16 protein-coding genes are annotated in these 16,899 nt (G+C 58.4%); 13 read left to right on the top strand and 3 right to left on the bottom strand.

All coding sequences use genetic code 11. The features are described 5' to 3' along the window. The first annotated feature begins 23 nt into the window (after window positions 1–23). From aat to infA, 3 genes are all read left to right on the top strand, one after another. Window positions 24–704, top strand: coding sequence for a leucyl/phenylalanyl-tRNA--protein transferase (aat, locus tag WLY71_RS23680; protein WP_347805487.1), 681 nt, complete (start codon window positions 24–26; stop codon window positions 702–704). Window positions 705–760: 56 nt separating this feature from the next. After that, entirely contained in the window at window positions 761–1,468 is a 708-nt protein-coding gene (locus WLY71_RS23685; RefSeq protein ID WP_347805477.1) for an arginyltransferase, read from the top strand. A gap of 111 nt (window positions 1,469–1,579) precedes the next feature. Then, window positions 1,580–1,798 (top strand): translation initiation factor IF-1, encoded by a 219-nt coding sequence (infA, locus tag WLY71_RS23690; protein ID WP_002553999.1) that lies wholly within the window; start codon window positions 1,580–1,582, stop codon window positions 1,796–1,798. Between the two features lie 182 nt (window positions 1,799–1,980). Here infA and clpA read toward each other — a convergent pair whose 3' ends face one another. Both clpA and clpS read right to left on the bottom strand, forming a co-directional pair. After that, a complete protein-coding gene (clpA, locus tag WLY71_RS23695; RefSeq protein WP_347805478.1) occupies window positions 1,981–4,251 on the bottom strand; it encodes an ATP-dependent Clp protease ATP-binding subunit ClpA in 2,271 nt (756 codons plus the stop codon). Between the two features lie 30 nt (window positions 4,252–4,281). Further along, on the bottom strand, window positions 4,282–4,644 hold the full coding sequence (gene clpS / locus WLY71_RS23700; protein WP_046032480.1) for an ATP-dependent Clp protease adapter ClpS: 363 nt from the start codon (window positions 4,642–4,644) through the stop codon (window positions 4,282–4,284). Between the two features lie 225 nt (window positions 4,645–4,869). Here clpS and WLY71_RS23705 point away from each other — a divergent pair, with 225 nt between their 5' ends. After that, on the top strand, window positions 4,870–5,151 hold the full coding sequence (locus tag WLY71_RS23705; RefSeq protein ID WP_347805479.1) for a cold shock domain-containing protein: 282 nt from the start codon (window positions 4,870–4,872) through the stop codon (window positions 5,149–5,151). Window positions 5,152–5,212: 61 nt separating this feature from the next. Here the strand turns inward: WLY71_RS23705 and icd are convergent, their stop codons facing one another. Then, window positions 5,213–6,469, bottom strand: coding sequence for an NADP-dependent isocitrate dehydrogenase (gene icd / locus WLY71_RS23710; RefSeq protein ID WP_008146904.1), 1,257 nt, complete (start codon window positions 6,467–6,469; stop codon window positions 5,213–5,215). Window positions 6,470–6,965: 496 nt separating this feature from the next. On the opposite strand from icd, the gene WLY71_RS23715 reads away from it, so the two are divergent. The 9 genes from WLY71_RS23715 to aceA all read left to right on the top strand — a co-directional run. After that, window positions 6,966–9,191: an NADP-dependent isocitrate dehydrogenase gene (locus tag WLY71_RS23715; protein ID WP_347805480.1), complete on the top strand. Its 2,226-nt coding sequence runs from the start codon at window positions 6,966–6,968 to the stop codon at window positions 9,189–9,191. 230 nt (window positions 9,192–9,421) lie between these two features. Further along, window positions 9,422–9,868: an NUDIX hydrolase gene (locus WLY71_RS23720; protein ID WP_347805481.1), complete on the top strand. Its 447-nt coding sequence runs from the start codon at window positions 9,422–9,424 to the stop codon at window positions 9,866–9,868. 59 nt (window positions 9,869–9,927) lie between these two features. After that, window positions 9,928–11,073, top strand: a complete 1,146-nt coding sequence (gene mnmA, locus WLY71_RS23725; RefSeq protein ID WP_347805482.1) for a tRNA 2-thiouridine(34) synthase MnmA — start codon at window positions 9,928–9,930, stop codon at window positions 11,071–11,073. Continuing rightward, window positions 11,070–11,693: a high frequency lysogenization protein HflD gene (gene hflD, locus WLY71_RS23730; protein WP_347805483.1), complete on the top strand. Its 624-nt coding sequence runs from the start codon at window positions 11,070–11,072 to the stop codon at window positions 11,691–11,693. Before mnmA ends, hflD begins: the two co-directional genes overlap by 4 nt. A 126-nt stretch (window positions 11,694–11,819) precedes the next feature. Then, window positions 11,820–13,190: an adenylosuccinate lyase gene (purB, locus tag WLY71_RS23735; protein WP_027925117.1), complete on the top strand. Its 1,371-nt coding sequence runs from the start codon at window positions 11,820–11,822 to the stop codon at window positions 13,188–13,190. Between the two features lie 86 nt (window positions 13,191–13,276). Then, on the top strand, window positions 13,277–14,446 hold the full coding sequence (locus tag WLY71_RS23740; RefSeq protein ID WP_347805484.1) for a ribosomal protein uL16 3-hydroxylase: 1,170 nt from the start codon (window positions 13,277–13,279) through the stop codon (window positions 14,444–14,446). Beyond that, window positions 14,439–14,864, top strand: a complete 426-nt coding sequence (locus WLY71_RS23745) for a GNAT family N-acetyltransferase (protein WP_017339601.1) — start codon at window positions 14,439–14,441, stop codon at window positions 14,862–14,864. Before WLY71_RS23740 ends, WLY71_RS23745 begins: the two co-directional genes overlap by 8 nt. Before the next feature lie 162 nt (window positions 14,865–15,026). After that, on the top strand, window positions 15,027–15,788 hold the full coding sequence (locus WLY71_RS23750; protein WP_347805485.1) for a secretin N-terminal domain-containing protein: 762 nt from the start codon (window positions 15,027–15,029) through the stop codon (window positions 15,786–15,788). A 475-nt stretch (window positions 15,789–16,263) separates the two neighbouring features. Continuing rightward, window positions 16,264–16,899, top strand: a 636-nt coding sequence (gene aceA, locus WLY71_RS23755) for an isocitrate lyase (RefSeq protein ID WP_347805486.1), incomplete at its 3' end; no start/stop codon positions are given.

Raw genomic sequence — 16,899 nt, forward strand, 5'->3', positions numbered from 1 at the left:
CCCCTTCTGCAAGCCCGGATGCCATGCTGACTTGGTTACAACGCAATACCCTGACCTTCCCGCCCCTGGAAAAAGCCATGCGCGATCCCAACGGGCTGTTGGCCGCGGGCGGGGACCTGTCCGCCGATCGTCTGATTCAGGCCTATCGCCACGGCTGTTTTCCGTGGTTCTCGGAAGGCCAGCCGATTCTCTGGTGGTCGCCGGATCCGCGCACCGTACTGTTTCCCGACGAACTGCATGTCTCCCGCAGCCTGAACAAACTGCTGCGCCAGCAACGCTATCAAGTGACCTTTGATCAGGATTTTGCCGCGGTCATCCGCGCTTGCGCCGCGCCTCGGGATTACGCCGACGGCACCTGGATCACAGAAGCCATGCAGAACGCCTACCTCGAGCTGCACAGGCGTGGCTACGCCCATTCGGTGGAAGTCTGGGACCAGGACGAACTGGTCGGCGGGCTCTATGGCCTGGCGATGGGTCAGCTGTTTTTCGGCGAGTCCATGTTCAGCCGCGCCGACAACGCCTCGAAGTATGGCTTTGCCACACTGGTCCGACATCTGAAAGACTCAGGCTTTGTGCTGATCGACTGCCAGATGCCGACCGACCATCTGCACAGCCTCGGCGCCCGAGCGATTCCTCGCAGCGAGTTTGCCGACTACCTTGCGCAGCATCTGGATCAGCCGGACAGCGCCGCCTGGGTTTGCTGAGCGACTTTTACGCGAGTGGCTTACACTTAATCAAAAGCTTATCCCGAGGGTTGATCATGACCGAGTTGGCGCGTTTGAAGTTCTATGCCACTCAGCCCCACTCTTGCAGTTATCTGCCCGAGGAGCAGGCCACGACCTTGTTCCTCGACCCTAGTCAGCCCATGGATGTGCATGTCTATGCAGACCTGTCTGAAATGGGTTTCCGTCGTAGCGGCGATCATCTTTACCGGCCTCATTGCCAGAATTGCAATGCGTGCGTACCGGCGCGCATCCCTGTGGCGCAATTTTCGCCCAACCGCCAGCAGAAACGCATCTTCAAACGCAACGTCGACCTGCAGGTGCGCCCTGCCAGGCCGCTATTCAGCGAAGAGTATTTCGACCTTTATCAGCGGTATATCGAACAGCGTCACGCCGATGGCGATATGTACCCGCCGAGTCGCGATCAGTTTGCGACGTTCCTGGTACGTGACCTGCCGTTTTCCCGATTCTACGAATTCCGTCTCGAAGGACGACTGGTGGCGGTGGCCGTCACCGACTTGCTGCCGAACGGTCTGTCGGCGGTCTACACCTTCTACGAGCCGGCTGAAGAACGCCGCAGCCTGGGGCGTTATGCGATTCTCTGGCAAATCGCCGAGGCTCAGCGTCTGGGGCTGGAAGCCGTCTATCTGGGCTATTGGATCAAAAACTGCAAAAAGATGAGTTACAAGACTCAATATCGCCCTATCGAACTGCTGATTAATCAGCGCTGGGTCATCCTGAACTAGAGCAAGCCGTAAACCCCTTGGCTTAAACCCCATTTTTCGGGCACAATGCACGCCGCTTTTGCCTGGCGCAGTTGCACCGGGCCATTCATTGGACACCGAGGGCTTTACTGCATGTCGAAAGAAGACAGCTTCGAAATGGAAGGCACTGTCGTCGACACCCTGCCCAACACCATGTTTCGTGTGGAGTTGGAAAATGGGCACGTCGTAACCGCGCATATCTCCGGCAAGATGCGCAAGAACTACATCCGTATTCTTACCGGTGACAAAGTGCGCGTCGAGCTGACGCCCTATGACTTGAGCAAAGGGCGCATCACTTACCGCGCTCGCTAATCAAGTCAATACAAAACGCCCGGTTTATGCCGGGCGTTTTTGTTTGTCTGCGATTTGATGGATCAACACCATCCCCTGTGGGAGCGAGCTTGCTCGCTCCCACAGGGGATGTGCCAAGCTTTCAAAATTCAGCAGAAAGCAAAAGGCGCCTTTCGGCGCCTTTTGCTTTCTTGCGATAACTGTCAGGCCATTTCAGCCGTGGTCTCGAAGTCGAAGGTCAGCTCGCCGTCCTTGAGATCGATGTGAACCACACCACCATGGTCGGCCAGTTCGCCAAAGAGGATCTCTTCCGCCAGCGGACGCTTGATCTTGTCCTGAATCAAACGCGCCATTGGTCGAGCACCCATTGCCGTGTCGTAGCCACCCGCTGCCAGCCAGCTGCGCGCCGCGTCCGTCACTTCCAGCTGCACACGCTTGTCTTCCAGCTGCGCCTGAAGCTCGGTAAGGAACTTGTCCACCACACTTTTGATGACCTCATGGCTGAGGCGACCAAACTGGATAATGGTGTCAAGACGGTTGCGAAACTCTGGCGTGAAGCTCTTCTTGATCACTTCCATCGCATCGGACGAGTGGTCCTGATGGGTGAAACCGATCGAAGCGCGAGCGGCCGTTTCGGCACCGGCGTTGGTCGTCATGATGACGATCACGTTTCGGAAATCCGCTTTTCGCCCGTTGTTATCGGTGAGCGTACCGTGGTCCATGACCTGCAGCAGCAGGTTAAAGACTTCCGGATGCGCCTTCTCGATTTCATCGAGCAACAGCACGCAGTGAGGTTGCTTGGTGATGGCTTCGGTGAGCAGACCGCCCTGATCGAACCCGACATAGCCTGGAGGTGCACCGATCAGACGCGATACGGTGTGGCGTTCCATGTACTCGGACATGTCGAAGCGAACCAGCTCGATCCCCAACGCCTTGGCCAGCTGACGCGCCGCTTCGGTTTTACCGACACCGGTAGGCCCTGCGAACAGGAACGAACCGACGGGCTTGTCAGGCGACTTGAGGCCGGCACGGGACAGTTTGATCGCGGTCGACAGCGAGTCGATCGCGGCATCCTGGCCAAATACCGTTAGCTTCAGGTCACGCTCAAGGTTACGCAGCAGCTCTCTGTCGGAGCTGTTGACGTGCTTAGGCGGAATCCGCGCGATTTTCGCAACGATGTCCTCGACCTGAGGTACTTCGATGCGTTTCACGCGCTTCTCGATCGGTTGCAGGCGCTGGTAGGCACCCGCCTCGTCGATGACGTCGATGGCCTTGTCCGGCATGTGCCGGTCATTGATGTAGCGCGAGGCCAGCTCAGCCGCTGCACGCAGGGCTTCATCACTGTATTCAATGCCGTGGTGCGCTTCGAAACGCCCTTTCAGACCGCGCAGGATGCCAATGGTGTCTTCCACCGAAGGTTCCGACACGTCGACCTTCTGGAAGCGCCGGGCCAAAGCACGGTCCTTCTCGAAGATCCCGCGGAATTCCTGGAACGTGGTCGAGCCGATGCAGCGGATATCACCCGACGACAACAGCGGCTTGAGCAGGTTCGAGGCGTCCATGACGCCACCCGACGCGGCACCCGCACCGATAATGGTGTGGATTTCGTCGATGAACAGGATCGCCTGCGGACGTTTTTTCAGCTCATTGAGCAACGCCTTGAAGCGCTTCTCGAAATCGCCGCGGTATTTTGTCCCGGCCAGCAAGGCCCCCAGATCGAGGGAATACACCACGCTGTTGGCCAGCAAGTCCGGCACCTGGTTGTCGACAATGCGCTTGGCCAGGCCTTCGGCAATCGCGGTTTTACCCACGCCCGCCTCACCCACCAGCAACGGATTGTTTTTGCGACGACGCGCCAGGATCTGCGCGACACGCTCGACTTCCAGCTCACGGCCTACCAATGGATCGATACGACCCTGGCGCGCGAGCTCGTTGAGGTTGCTGGCATAAGCATCCAGAGGATTGCTTGAAGAAGAAGACTCACCGCCCTCGTCGTCCTGCATATCTTGCTCACCTTCAGAGTGATCGCCATGCCCCGGCACTTTGGAAATGCCATGAGCGATGTAATTGACGACATCAATGCGCGCAACGCTCTGCTGTTTTAGCAGGAACACTGCCTGACTCTCTTGCTCACTGAAGATCGCGACCAGTACGTTGGCGCCAGTCACTTCGCGTTTGCCCGAGCTCTGTACGTGAAAGACAGCACGTTGCAGAACACGCTGGAAGCCCAGGGTTGGCTGGGTCTCACGATCCTCGTCATGAACGGGGATCAATGGCGTGGTGGAGTCGATGAACTCCTGCAGATCGTGCTTGAGTTTGTCGAGGTTTGCGCCGCAGGCACGCAAAACGGTGGCGGCAGCCTCATTGTCCAATAGGGCCAGCAGGAGGTGCTCGACGGTCATGAATTCATGACGCTTCGAACGGGCCTCCTTGAAGGCAAGATTGAGGGTGACTTCGAGCTCGCGGTTTAACATAGCTTCACCTCATACCCAAGTGGTCGGCGATTAACCGTCCTTCTCGATTTCACAGAGTAGCGGATGCTGGCTTTCCCTGGCGTACTGGTTGACCTGCATGGCCTTAGTCTCGGCGATGTCGCGGGTAAACACTCCACATACTGCCCGTCCTTCTGTGTGGACGGCCAGCATGACCTTGGTCGCCAGCTCGCGATTCAGGTTAAAAAACACCTCGAGCACTTCGACGACGAAATCCATCGGTGTGTAGTCATCATTAAACAAAACCACCTTGTACATCGGCGGCGCCTGTAAAGCAGGCTTTGCCTCCTGAACAGCAATGCCTGCGGAATCGTCGTCGTGTGAATCAGGGCGATCCTGATTGAATGTTAGTCGAATCTGGCTGATTGCATGCATGGAAAGAAAGGTTCGTCAGTTGTGCGAATACAGTGGTGGGGGCGGCCATCGTCGATTTCAACTCCGACTGCCCGGTCACCTTGACTATCGGGAAAACGGTGTTACAACCAATAGAGCCCACAGTGGGTAAAAAAGGTCCGCGGAGTCAATCTTATTTCCAGGAAATGACTGCGGATGAACTGGATGATACTCCAGTGATGGAGTCTGTTGCAGAGGGATATGGGTATGTCAGTCGGTAAGGTGAAATGGTTCAACAATGCCAAGGGGTTCGGTTTCATTAACACCGATGCCAGAGAAGGCCGTGATGAAGACGGTCATCTAATTGATTTCTTTGCCCACTATTCGGCCATTGAGATGGACGGGTACAAGACTCTCAAAGCCGGGCAAGCTGTAAATTTCGAGATCATCCAGGGACCCAAAGGGTTGCATGCAGTGAAGATTACGTCTGCTGCTATCGAGAAGGAACAGACCGCACCTACCACCCAACAGGAAACAGTGTCGAGCTGACGCAACCCGTCATCCAGTCATAAAAAAACCGCCCGAAGGCGGTTTTTTAATGCCTATTCGCTTACATATGCGAAATCAGCGCATCACCGAACGCGGACGAAGACAGCAGTTTCGCGCCTTCCATCAGACGTTCGAAGTCGTAGGTCACGGTCTTGGCCGAAATCGCGCCGTTGGTGCCCTTGATGATCAGATCAGCCGCTTCGGTCCAGCCCATGTGGCGCAGCATCATCTCTGCGGACAGAATCAGGGAACCCGGGTTGACCTGGTCCTTGCCAGCGTACTTCGGCGCAGTACCGTGGGTCGCTTCGAACATCGCAATGGTGTCAGACAGGTTCGCACCCGGTGCGATACCGATACCCCCCACTTCCGCTGCCAGGGCGTCGGAGAGGTAGTCGCCGTTCAGGTTCAGGGTCGCGATCACATCGTATTCGGCCGGGCGCAGCAGGATCTGCTGGAGCATGGCGTCGGCGATGGCATCCTTGACGATAACGTTCTTTCCGGTTTTCGGGTTTTTGAACTGCATCCACGGACCGCCATCGAGCAGGGTCGCGCCGAATTCTTCAGCTGCCACTTCGTAGGCCCACTCCTTGAAGGCACCTTCGGTGAACTTCATGATGTTGCCTTTGTGCACGATGGTCAGCGAGTCGCGGTCGTTGTCGACCACATACTGCAGAGCTTTTCGCGCCAGACGCTTGGTGCCTTGCAGCGAAACCGGCTTGATGCCGATACCGCAGTTTTCGTCGAAACGGATCTTGGTGACGCCCATTTCATCTTTAAGGAACTTGATGACCTTGGTCGCTTCCGGCGAACCGGCTTTCCACTCGATACCGGCGTAGATGTCTTCCGAGTTCTCACGGAAGATCGTCATGTCGACGTCACCTGGCTTCTTGACCGGGCTAGGCACGCCTTCGAACCAACGCACAGGGCGCAGGCAGACATAAAGGTCGAGTTGCTGACGCAGGGCCACGTTCAGGGAACGGATGCCGCCACCGACCGGGGTGGTCAGAGGGCCCTTGATGGAAACCACGTAATCTTTAACTGCGTCCAGGGTTTCCTGGGGTAGCCAGGTGTCCTGATCGTAAACCTGAGTCGCTTTCTCCCCGGCGTAGACTTCCATCCAGGAAATTTTGCGCTCGCCGCCGTAAGCCTTCTTAACAGCAGCATCGACAACCTTGATCATGACCGGGCTGATATCAACGCCAATACCATCACCTTCGATGAAGGGGATGATCGGGTTGTTAGGAACATTGAGAGAATGGTCCGCGTTGACGGTGATTTTGTCGCCGACTGCTGGAACCTGAATCTTCTTGTATCCCATGCTGAACTCCATTGTTTGGATTGAACATCTGGCTTCGTTCGAGCGTACCCCAGTTAAATCGGCACGCAAACCCTATGTTCCAACCATCTGCCGCAAAGCTGCACAGTTCGCGACGTACAAGCCTGAAAGCAAAGGGAAAAGCGCCAAACTCAAGCACGGTGCAAGACTCTACGCCCCACTCGCCCCTGCGACCTTTAGACCAATGGACGATAATCGTTACCTATGAACCATCGGCAGATTGCCAGCTACCTATGTATAATGCCGCCCGCTGACCACAGAGTCACGACGGCCGACCGCTCTATGACGAGACCCTCGGCCCGAAAAAGCCGGACTGTTACCGCAGTCCACTCGCTTGACGCTCGACTGATGCACCCAACATCACCGCGAAGAAATCTCGACATTCGGCTCATGGATGACTTTGAACGAACGCGCTTACCCGGCGCCCCTCGAGTTTTTCTGCGCACGCTTTAGCAAAGAAGAGAGAGTTAATCCGAATATGCCCACCCGCTCGAAGATCATCTATACCTTCACCGACGAAGCTCCCGCCCTCGCCACCTATTCACTGTTGCCTATCGTAGAGGCCTTCACCGCCTCCGCTGATATCGCCGTGGAAACCCGCGATATCTCTCTTGCAGGGCGCATCCTGGCCAGCTTCCCCGAGCAACTGAGTGACAAAGCCGTAGCCGACCACCTCGCCGAACTGGGCGACCTGGCCGTTACGCCTGAAGCCAACATCATCAAGCTGCCGAACATCAGCGCCTCGGTTCCGCAACTGCAAGCCGCGATCAAGGAACTGCAAGCCCAGGGCTTCGCACTGCCTGACTACCCGGAAACCGTGACCAGCGACGCCGACAAGCTCGCCAAGTCGCGTTACGACAAGATCAAGGGCAGCGCCGTGAACCCGGTACTGCGCGAAGGCAACTCCGATCGTCGTGCACCGCTGTCGGTCAAGAACTACGCGCGCAAGCACCCGCACAAAATGGGCGCCTGGGCTGCGGACTCCAAGTCCCACGTCGCGCACATGAGCACCGGCGATTTCTACGGCAGTGAAAAAGCTGCCCTGATCGACGCCGCTGACGCCGTCAAAATCGAACTGATCGCTCAAGACGGCACCACCACCGTCCTGAAAGAAAAAACCACCGTACAAGCCGGTGAGATCCTCGATTGCGCGGTCATGAGCAAAAACGCTCTGCGCAGCTTCATCGCTGCCGAGATCGAAGACGCCAAGCAAAAAGGCGTGCTGCTGTCGGTTCACTTGAAAGCCACCATGATGAAGGTCTCCGACCCGATCATGTTCGGCCAGATCGTTGCCGAGTTCTATAAAGACGCACTGGCCAAACACGCTGACGTGCTGGCACAGATCGGCTTCAACCTGAACAACGGCATCGGCGACCTGTACGCTCGCATCAAAGCCCTGCCGGCCGAGCAACAAGCGCAGATCGAAGCGGACATCCAGGCGGTCTACGCCGATCGTCCGTCGTTGGCCATGGTCAACTCCGACAAAGGCATCACCAACCTGCACGTGCCGAGCGACGTTATCGTCGACGCCTCGATGCCGGCGATGATCCGTGACTCCGGCAAAATGTGGGGCACTGACGGTCAGCTGCACTACACCAAGGCTGTGATCCCGGATCGCTGCTACGCCACCATCTACCAGGCGGTAATCGAAGACTGCAAGCTGCACGGCGCATTCGATCCAACCACCATGGGCAGCGTGCCAAACGTTGGCCTGATGGCGAAAAAAGCCGAAGAGTACGGCTCGCACGACAAGACTTTCCAGATCAAGGCCAACGGCGTAGTTCGGGTTTCCGATGGCGCTGGCCGCGCTCTGCTGGAACAGTCGGTTGAAGCCGGCGACATCTTCCGCATGTGCCAGACCAAAGACGCGCCGATCCAGGATTGGGTCAAACTGGCCGTCAATCGTGCCCGCGCAAGCGCAACTCCAGCGATCTTCTGGCTGGACCCAATGCGCGCCCACGACGGCGTTGTAATCGAGAAGGTTCAGGCTTACCTGAAGGATCACGACACCTCCGGCCTGGACATCCGCATCATGTCGCCCGTCGACGCGATGGCCTTCACTCTGGGTCGCACCCGCGAAGGCAAGGACACCATCTCGGTGACCGGCAACGTACTGCGCGACTACCTGACTGACCTGTTCCCGATCATGGAACTGGGCACCAGCGCCAAGATGCTGTCGATCGTTCCGCTGATGAACGGCGGCGGTCTGTTCGAAACCGGCGCCGGCGGTTCGGCACCGAAGCACGTTCAGCAGCTGCTGGAAGAGAACTTCCTGCGCTGGGATTCCCTGGGCGAGTTCCTGGCCCTGGCCGCTTCCCTCGAGCACCTGGGTGTTACCTACAACAACCCTAAAGCGCTGGTGCTGGCCAAGACCCTGGATCAAGCCACGGGCCAGTTCCTGGACAACAACAAGTCGCCATCGCGTAAAGTCGGCAACATCGACAACCGCGGCAGCCACTTCTACCTGGCGCTGTACTGGGCTCAAGCCCTGGCTGCACAGACTGAAGACGCTGCACTGCAAGCGCAGTTCGGCCAGCTGGCCAAGACCCTGACCGAGAACGAAGCAACCATCGTTGCCGAGCTCAACGCCGTTCAGGGCAAGCCAGTGGACATCGGCGGTTACTACCACGCCAATGCCGAGCTAATCAGCAAGGCCATGCGCCCAAGCAACACCTTCAACGCCGCGATCGCTGCGCTGGTTTAAGGTTGTAAGGATGCAAAGAAGCCCCGGCCCTGCGCCGGGGTTTCTGTTTGTGGCACACACTACCTTTGTAGCAGCTGCCGAGCACCGCGAGGCTGCGAAGCAGTCGTAAAACCAGACACTTCGGTCTTACAGATAAACCGCGGTGACTGGATTGGCGACTGCTTCGCAGCCGAACGCTGCCTCGCGGTGCTCGGCAGCTGCTACACACCACACAAGACCGAGGTATTTTCATGGATTGGCTACCCCACATCACCGTCGCGACCATCGTCGAAGACAACGGCCGCTTCCTGATGGTCGAAGAATCCAAGGGCGGACGAACGGTGCTCAACCAGCCCGCCGGCCACCTCGACCCGGACGAAACCCTGATCGAGGCCGCGGTGCGTGAAACCCTCGAAGAAACCGGCTGGGACGTCGAGCCGACCGGCGTGGTGGGCATTTACCTCTACACCGCTCCGAGCAACGGCGTGACTTATCAGCGGGTCTGTTTCACCGCAAAACCGATCAAACATCACCCCGACTATCAGCTGGACGACGGCATTGTCGGCGCAAAATGGCTGACGCGTGACGAACTGCTGGCACAGCGCGCAAACTGGCGCAGTGAGCTGATCATCCGCTGTATTGATGATTATCTGGACGGCAAACTCTTCGGCCTCGAACTGATCCGCCCTTCTCTTTAGCCTTGCGGGCTTCGGCCTGTTAGAATCGCGTCCTTTTTCAAGACACTCATTGAATCCCTATGCGTGATCCAGCCCCTTCTGACACACAAAAGAAGCGCGTCATTGTCGGCATGTCCGGCGGCGTGGACTCTTCCGTTTCCGCTCTCTTGCTGATCGAGCAGGGTTATGAGGTGGAAGGCCTGTTCATGAAGAACTGGGAAGAAGACGATGGAACGGAATACTGCACCGCCATGGATGACCTGGCGGACGCCCAGGCCGTGTGCGACAAGATTGGCATCAAGCTGCACACCGCCAACTTCGCCGCCGAGTACTGGGACAACGTGTTCGAGCACTTCCTGGCCGAATACAAGGCCGGTCGCACGCCGAACCCGGACATCCTGTGCAACCGCGAGATCAAGTTCAAGGCGTTCCTCGACTACGCCATGATGCTTGGCGCCGACCTGATCGCCACCGGTCACTACGTGCGTCGCCGTGATATTGATGGCCGCACCGAACTGCTCAAGGGCCTGGACCCGAACAAGGACCAGAGCTACTTCCTGCACGCCGTCGGCGGCGAACAGATCGCCAAGACCCTGTTCCCGGTTGGTGAGCTGGAAAAACCCGAAGTACGCGCGATTGCCGGGAAACACGACCTGGCCACCGCGAAGAAAAAGGATTCCACCGGGATCTGTTTTATCGGCGAACGCCGTTTCAGCGACTTCCTCAAGCAGTACCTGCCGGCCCAACCGGGCGAGATCAAGACCACCGAAGGTGAAGTTATCGGCCGTCACCACGGCTTGATGTATCACACCATCGGCCAGCGTCAGGGCCTGGGCATTGGTGGCTTGAAAGACGCTAGTGACGAGCCTTGGTACGTGCTGATCAAAGACCTGGAACACAACGAATTGATCGTTGGCCAGGGCAATGACCATCCGTATCTGTTCTCCCGCGCCCTGCTCGCTTCAGACATCTATTGGGTCAACCCGATCGACCTGAGCGAACCGCGCCGGCTGACCGCTAAAGTCCGCTATCGCCAAAGCGACCAGCCGTGCACGCTGGAAAAAACCGCCACCGGCTACCGCGCAACCTTCGATGACCCGCAACGCGCGGTCACCCCAGGCCAGTCCGTGGTGTTCTACGACGGTGAAATCTGCCTCGGCGGCGGCGTGATCGAAGTCGCGGAGCCGTGGACCAGCAAAGGCACTCCTCAAGGCGAGCAGCAATGAGCCCGACTCAGGAGCAACTGACGGCACTGGGCGGCGTGTTCCTCGCCGCCGTGCTGGTCGACAAGATCGCCAAGACCGGCCAGACCACCGAAGCCGGCCTGACCTGCATGCTCGGCAGCCTGCTGATTCGTGATCCCAAGGACACGCTGGAAGTCTACGGCGGCGACGACATCAATCTGCGTGAAGGTTACCGTGCATTGATCGGCGCCCTTGAACGCGACCCGAGCACCCTTCAGCGCGAACCGCTGCGTTACGCCCTGGCGATGCTCGGCCTGGAGCGTCAACTGGCCAAGCGCAACGATATGCTGGATGAGATCGGCAAGCGCTTGCCGCAAATTCAGTCCCAGGTCGAGCACTTCGGCCCGGCTCACGAAAACGTGATTGCGGCCTGCGGTGCGCTGTACCAGGACACCTTGAGCACCTTGCGCCAGCGAATTCAGGTCCATGGCGACATGCGCAACCTGCAACAACCGAGCAACGCTTCGAAAATCCGCGCCCTGTTGCTGGCCGGTATTCGATCGGCGCGCCTGTGGCGGCAGTTGGGCGGTCATCGCTGGCAGCTGGTGATCAGCCGTCGCAAGTTGCTGAAAGAGCTTTACCCGCTGATGCGCAGCAGCTGAACCGCGCCCGCAAGACCTTTTGTAATTTGTAACGCGTAAGACGCTGGTCAGTTGGCAACGGACCGGCGGATTTTTTCATGTATGATACGCGCCCCATTTCGTTGCCCGACTGTCCGAGAACACCCCATGCAGCTTTCTTCGCTCACTGCGGTTTCCCCTGTTGACGGCCGCTACGCCGGCAAAACCCAGGCCCTGCGCCCAATTTTCAGCGAATACGGCCTGATCCGTGCTCGCGTTCTGGTTGAAGTGCGCTGGCTCCAGCGCCTGGCCGCTCACCCTGGTATCAGCGAAGTGCCGGCGTTCTCCGCCGAAGCCAACGCTGTGCTGAACACCCTGGCGGAAAACTTCGCTCTGGAGCACGCCGAGCGTGTCAAAGAGATCGAGCGCACCACCAATCACGACGTCAAAGCCATCGAATACCTGCTCAAAGAGCAAGCGGCCAAGCTGCCGGAACTGGCTGCTGTCAGCGAATTCATCCACTTTGCCTGCACCAGCGAAGACATCAACAACCTGTCCCACGCCCTGATGCTGCGCGAAGGCCGTGATGACGTGATGCTGCCGCTGATGCGCCAAACCGCCGAAGCCATCCGCGAACTGGCCATCCGATTCGCCGACGTGCCGATGCTGTCGCGCACCCACGGCCAACCGGCTTCGCCGACCACTCTGGGCAAAGAGCTGGCGAACGTGGTTTACCGTCTGGAGCGTCAAATCGCTCAAGTCGCGGCCGTTCCGCTGCTGGGCAAGATCAACGGCGCTGTCGGCAATTACAACGCTCACCTGTCGGCCTACCCTGAGATCGATTGGGAAGAGAACGCCCGCGCCTTCATCGAAGACGAGCTGGGCCTGGGCTTCAACCCGTACACCACGCAGATCGAACCGCACGACTACATCGCCGAGCTGTTCGACGCGATCGCGCGCTTCAACACCATCCTGATCGACTTCGACCGCGACATCTGGGGCTACATCTCCCTGGGTTATTTCAAGCAGCGCACCATCGCTGGCGAAATCGGTTCGTCGACCATGCCGCACAAGGTCAACCCGATCGACTTCGAGAACTCCGAAGGCAACCTGGGCATCGCCAACGCACTGTTCCAGCACCTGGCGAGCAAGCTGCCGATCTCCCGCTGGCAGCGCGACCTGACCGACTCCACCGTACTGCGAAACCTCGGTGTCGGCTTCGCCCACAGCGTGATCGCGTACGAAGCCAGCCTCAAAGGCATCAGCAAACTCGAGCTCAACGCTCAGAAAATCGCTGCTGACCTGGATGCGTGCTGGGAAGTATTGGCCGAGCCAATCCAGACCGTGATGCGTCGCTACAACATCGAAAACCCGTACGAAAAACTGAAAGAGTTGACCCGTGGCAAGGGCATCAGCCCTGAAGCACTGCAAACTTTCATCGACGGCCTGGACATGCCAGCCGCCGCCAAGGCAGAGCTGAAACTGCTCACCCCGGCGAACTACATCGGCAACGCTGTAGAGCAAGCCAAACGCATCTGATCGACCGCTTTATCCTTTTGAGACGCCCGGCAGCGCCGGGCGTTTTTTTTCCCGTCTGAAAAGTGCTTTTTTTCAATAGGTTACACATGAATCCTGACATTCCTCTTCAACTTCTGGGCGGCATCACGGCGCGCGAATTCCTGCGCGACTACTGGCAGAAAAAACCCCTGGTGATCCGTCAGGCGATTCCTGAATTCGAAAGCCCGATCGACGCCGACGAACTGGCCGGCCTGGCGCTGGAAGAAGAAGTCGAATCGCGCCTGGTGATCGAGCACGGCGAGCGCCCTTGGGAATTGCGCCGCGGCCCGTTCGCCGAAGACGAATTCAGCAAACTGCCGGAACGCGACTGGACCCTGCTGGTTCAAGCGGTCGACCAATTCGTACCGGAAGTCGCCGAGCTGCTGGAGAGTTTCCGCTTCCTGCCGAGCTGGCGTATCGACGATGTGATGATCAGCTTCGCCGCCCCGGGTGGCAGCGTCGGTCCGCACTTCGATAACTACGACGTATTCCTGCTGCAAGGTCACGGCAAGCGCAACTGGAAAATCGGCCAGATGTGCGATTCCGAGAGCAAGCTGCTGCAACACGCCGACCTGCGCATCCTCGCCGACTTCGAGGCCACCGACGAATGGGTTCTGGAACCGGGCGACATGCTCTACCTGCCGCCGCGCCTGGCCCATTGCGGCGTTGCCGTTGATGACTGCCTGACCTACTCGGTCGGTTTCCGCGCGCCGAGCGCCGCTGAAGTGCTGACCCACTTCACCGATTTTCTCAGCCAGTTCCTGCCGGACGAAGAGCGTTACACCGACGCCGACGCCCTGCCTGCGGCCGATCCACATCAGATCCAGCACGACGCCCTTGATCGCTTGAAAGGCCTGCTCGCCGAGCACATGAGCGACGAGCGCCTGCTGCTGACCTGGTTCGGCCAATTCATGACCGAGCCGCGCTACCCGGAACTGGTGGTGGGTCCGGAAGAGATCGAAGAAGACGACCTGCTCGCCAGCCTTGAGCAAGGCGCTGTACTGATTCGCAACCCGAGCGCGCGCCTGGCCTGGTCCGAAGTCGATGACGACCTGCTGCTGTTCGCCAGCGGCCAGAGCCGTTACCTGCCAGGCAAACTGCGTGAGCTGCTGAAGATGATTTGCGCCGCGGATGCGCTGCACGTCGACAATCTCGGCGATTGGCTGAGCGACGAAGACGGTCGCGGCCTGCTGTGTGAACTGATCAAGCAAGGAAGCCTGGGGTTTGCTGATGAATAAAATTCACGTACGTGTCGCAGACTGGCAAAAGGACAACGCCGAGATCCGGCGCATTCGTGAGACGGTGTTCATCGCCGAGCAATCCGTTCCGCCTGAGCTGGAATGGGATGCTGATGACGCAACGGCGGTGCATTTTCTGGCCTTCGAAGGCGACTTTCCGATTGGCACCGCCCGCCTGCTTCCCGACGGCCACGTCGGCCGGGTATCGGTACTGAAAGACTGGCGCGGATTGAAAGTCGGCGATGCGCTGATGCAAGCGGTGATCGGTGAAGCCGAAAAGCGCGGGCTCAAGCAGCAGATGCTCAGCGCACAGGTACAAGCCACGGCGTTCTATGAGCGCCTGGGCTTCAGCCTGGTCAGTGAGGAATTCCTGGAAGCAGGCATTCCGCATGTGGACATGGTACGGCACTCGGCCTGACACCCTGTGGCGAGGGGGCTTGCCCCCTCGCCACAAAGAACACCACAAAACGCCCCGCCGCCTTCGGATGCCGGGGCGTTTTGCTGTCTACGATTCAACTTGCCCCACGCCGGGCCGACAAACTGGCAATATCAACACTTCAAGATGTCGGAGATAACGGATATGTCCCTACGCACCCTACTCACCACGCTGCTGCTGAGCTGCAGCTTGTCGGTCATGGCCGCCACCGAGATCGTGCCACTGAACTACCACACCAGTGCCGACATGCTGCCGATGGCCCAGGATTTCATCGGCAAGGATGGCCAGGTCAGCTCCTACGGCAACCAGCTAATTGTCAATGCCGATCAGCGCAAGATCGACGAACTTAAAGCCCTTATCGCCCAACTCGACACCCAACCCAAGCGCCTGCTGATCACTGTCGACACCAACGAAAACAACTTTCAGGGGGATCAGGGTTACTCGGTAAACGGTGCGAAACCGAGCCAGACTCGCATCATCAACCGCAGCACCGACAGCCGTGACGGCGGGATTCAGCAGATCCAGGCCAGCGAAGGGGCGCCGGCACTGATCCAGGTCGGCCAGAGCGTCCCGCTCACCAGCACTCAGACCGATTCCTACGGCGATCTGCGAAGCCAGACCGAATACCGCAACGTCACCCAGGGTTTCTACGTCACCGCCAGCGTCACCGGCGACATCGTTCACCTGGCGATCAGTACCAATCGTGACCGCGTGAGCCAGGAACGTCCCGATGTAGTGAATGTGCAAAGTACCGACACAACTGTCACGGGGCGACTGGGTGAATGGATCACCCTGGCTGGCGTAAACCGCCAGACTCAGGCCGACAAACAGGGCCAGACCCGCAGCCACTCGACTCAGGGCCGTGACGACATGACCCTGCGGGTGAAAGTCGATACTTTGGACTAAACCACCGAAAACTGACTGATTAGTCGTATTAGACCAAAGATGTAGTGCTTAAAAATAAGCACTACAAAACGTTTGACGATACAAAAAAGCGAAGGCATGATGGCCTCGCTCCCGCTAATCAGGGGTCCTGGCAAGGGCCTTCGAAGCGCCGTTCGCATCTACCCCGCGAGCCGCTTCGTGTCTGTACCGCCCACAAGGTGTGTTTGACGAGGTTGCCGACTGGAACGAAGTTGTCCCGAGGGACGGAAGCGTAATTAGGTAACCCGGCTCCACACTGAAGTTCGCACCAAGGCCCACGACGCCCGAATGCGCTCGCCAGTTCGCCCTTACCTGCTCACTTCCCCTCGAGCCCATCGTTCATCCCGTCGCCATCCCCGCCGAATCCGACTTGACCATCTAAGCTTCTGGTCAGCGAGCGCATGAATTTTCCACCGCAGAACAACTTTCCGTAAAAGACGCGACGAGGTTTATCTCCATGGCACTGACACGCGAACAGCAAATTGCAGCCCTCGAAAAAGATTGGGCTGAAAACCCACGCTGGAAAGGCGTGACACGCGCTTACTCCGCTGCTGACGTCGTCCGCCTGCGTGGCTCGGTTCAACCTGAGCACACCTTTGCAAAATTGGGCGCCGAGAAGCTTTGGAACCTGGTGACCCAGGGCGCCAAGCCGTCCTTCCGTCCTGAGAAAGATTTCGTCAACTGCATGGGCGCCCTGACCGGCGGCCAGGCTGTACAACAAGTTAAAGCCGGTATCCAGGCGATCTACCTGTCGGGCTGGCAAGTCGCTGCGGACAACAACTCCGCCGAATCGATGTACCCGGACCAGTCGCTGTACCCGGTGGATTCGGTTCCAACCGTGGTCAAGCGCATCAACAACTCGTTCCGTCGTGCTGACCAGATCCAGTGGAAAGCCGGCAAAGGCCCGTGTGACGAAGGCTACATCGACTACTTCGCTCCAATCGTGGCGGACGCCGAAGCCGGTTTCGGCGGCGTACTGAACGCTTACGAACTGATGAAGAGCATGATCGAAGCAGGCGCTGCCGGCGTTCACTTCGAAGACCAACTGGCTTCCGTGAAAAAATGCGGCCACATGGGCGGCAAGGTACTGGTT

Source organism: Pseudomonas rossensis (assembly GCF_039888995.1).
Lineage (GTDB): Bacteria > Pseudomonadota > Gammaproteobacteria > Pseudomonadales > Pseudomonadaceae > Aquipseudomonas > Aquipseudomonas rossensis.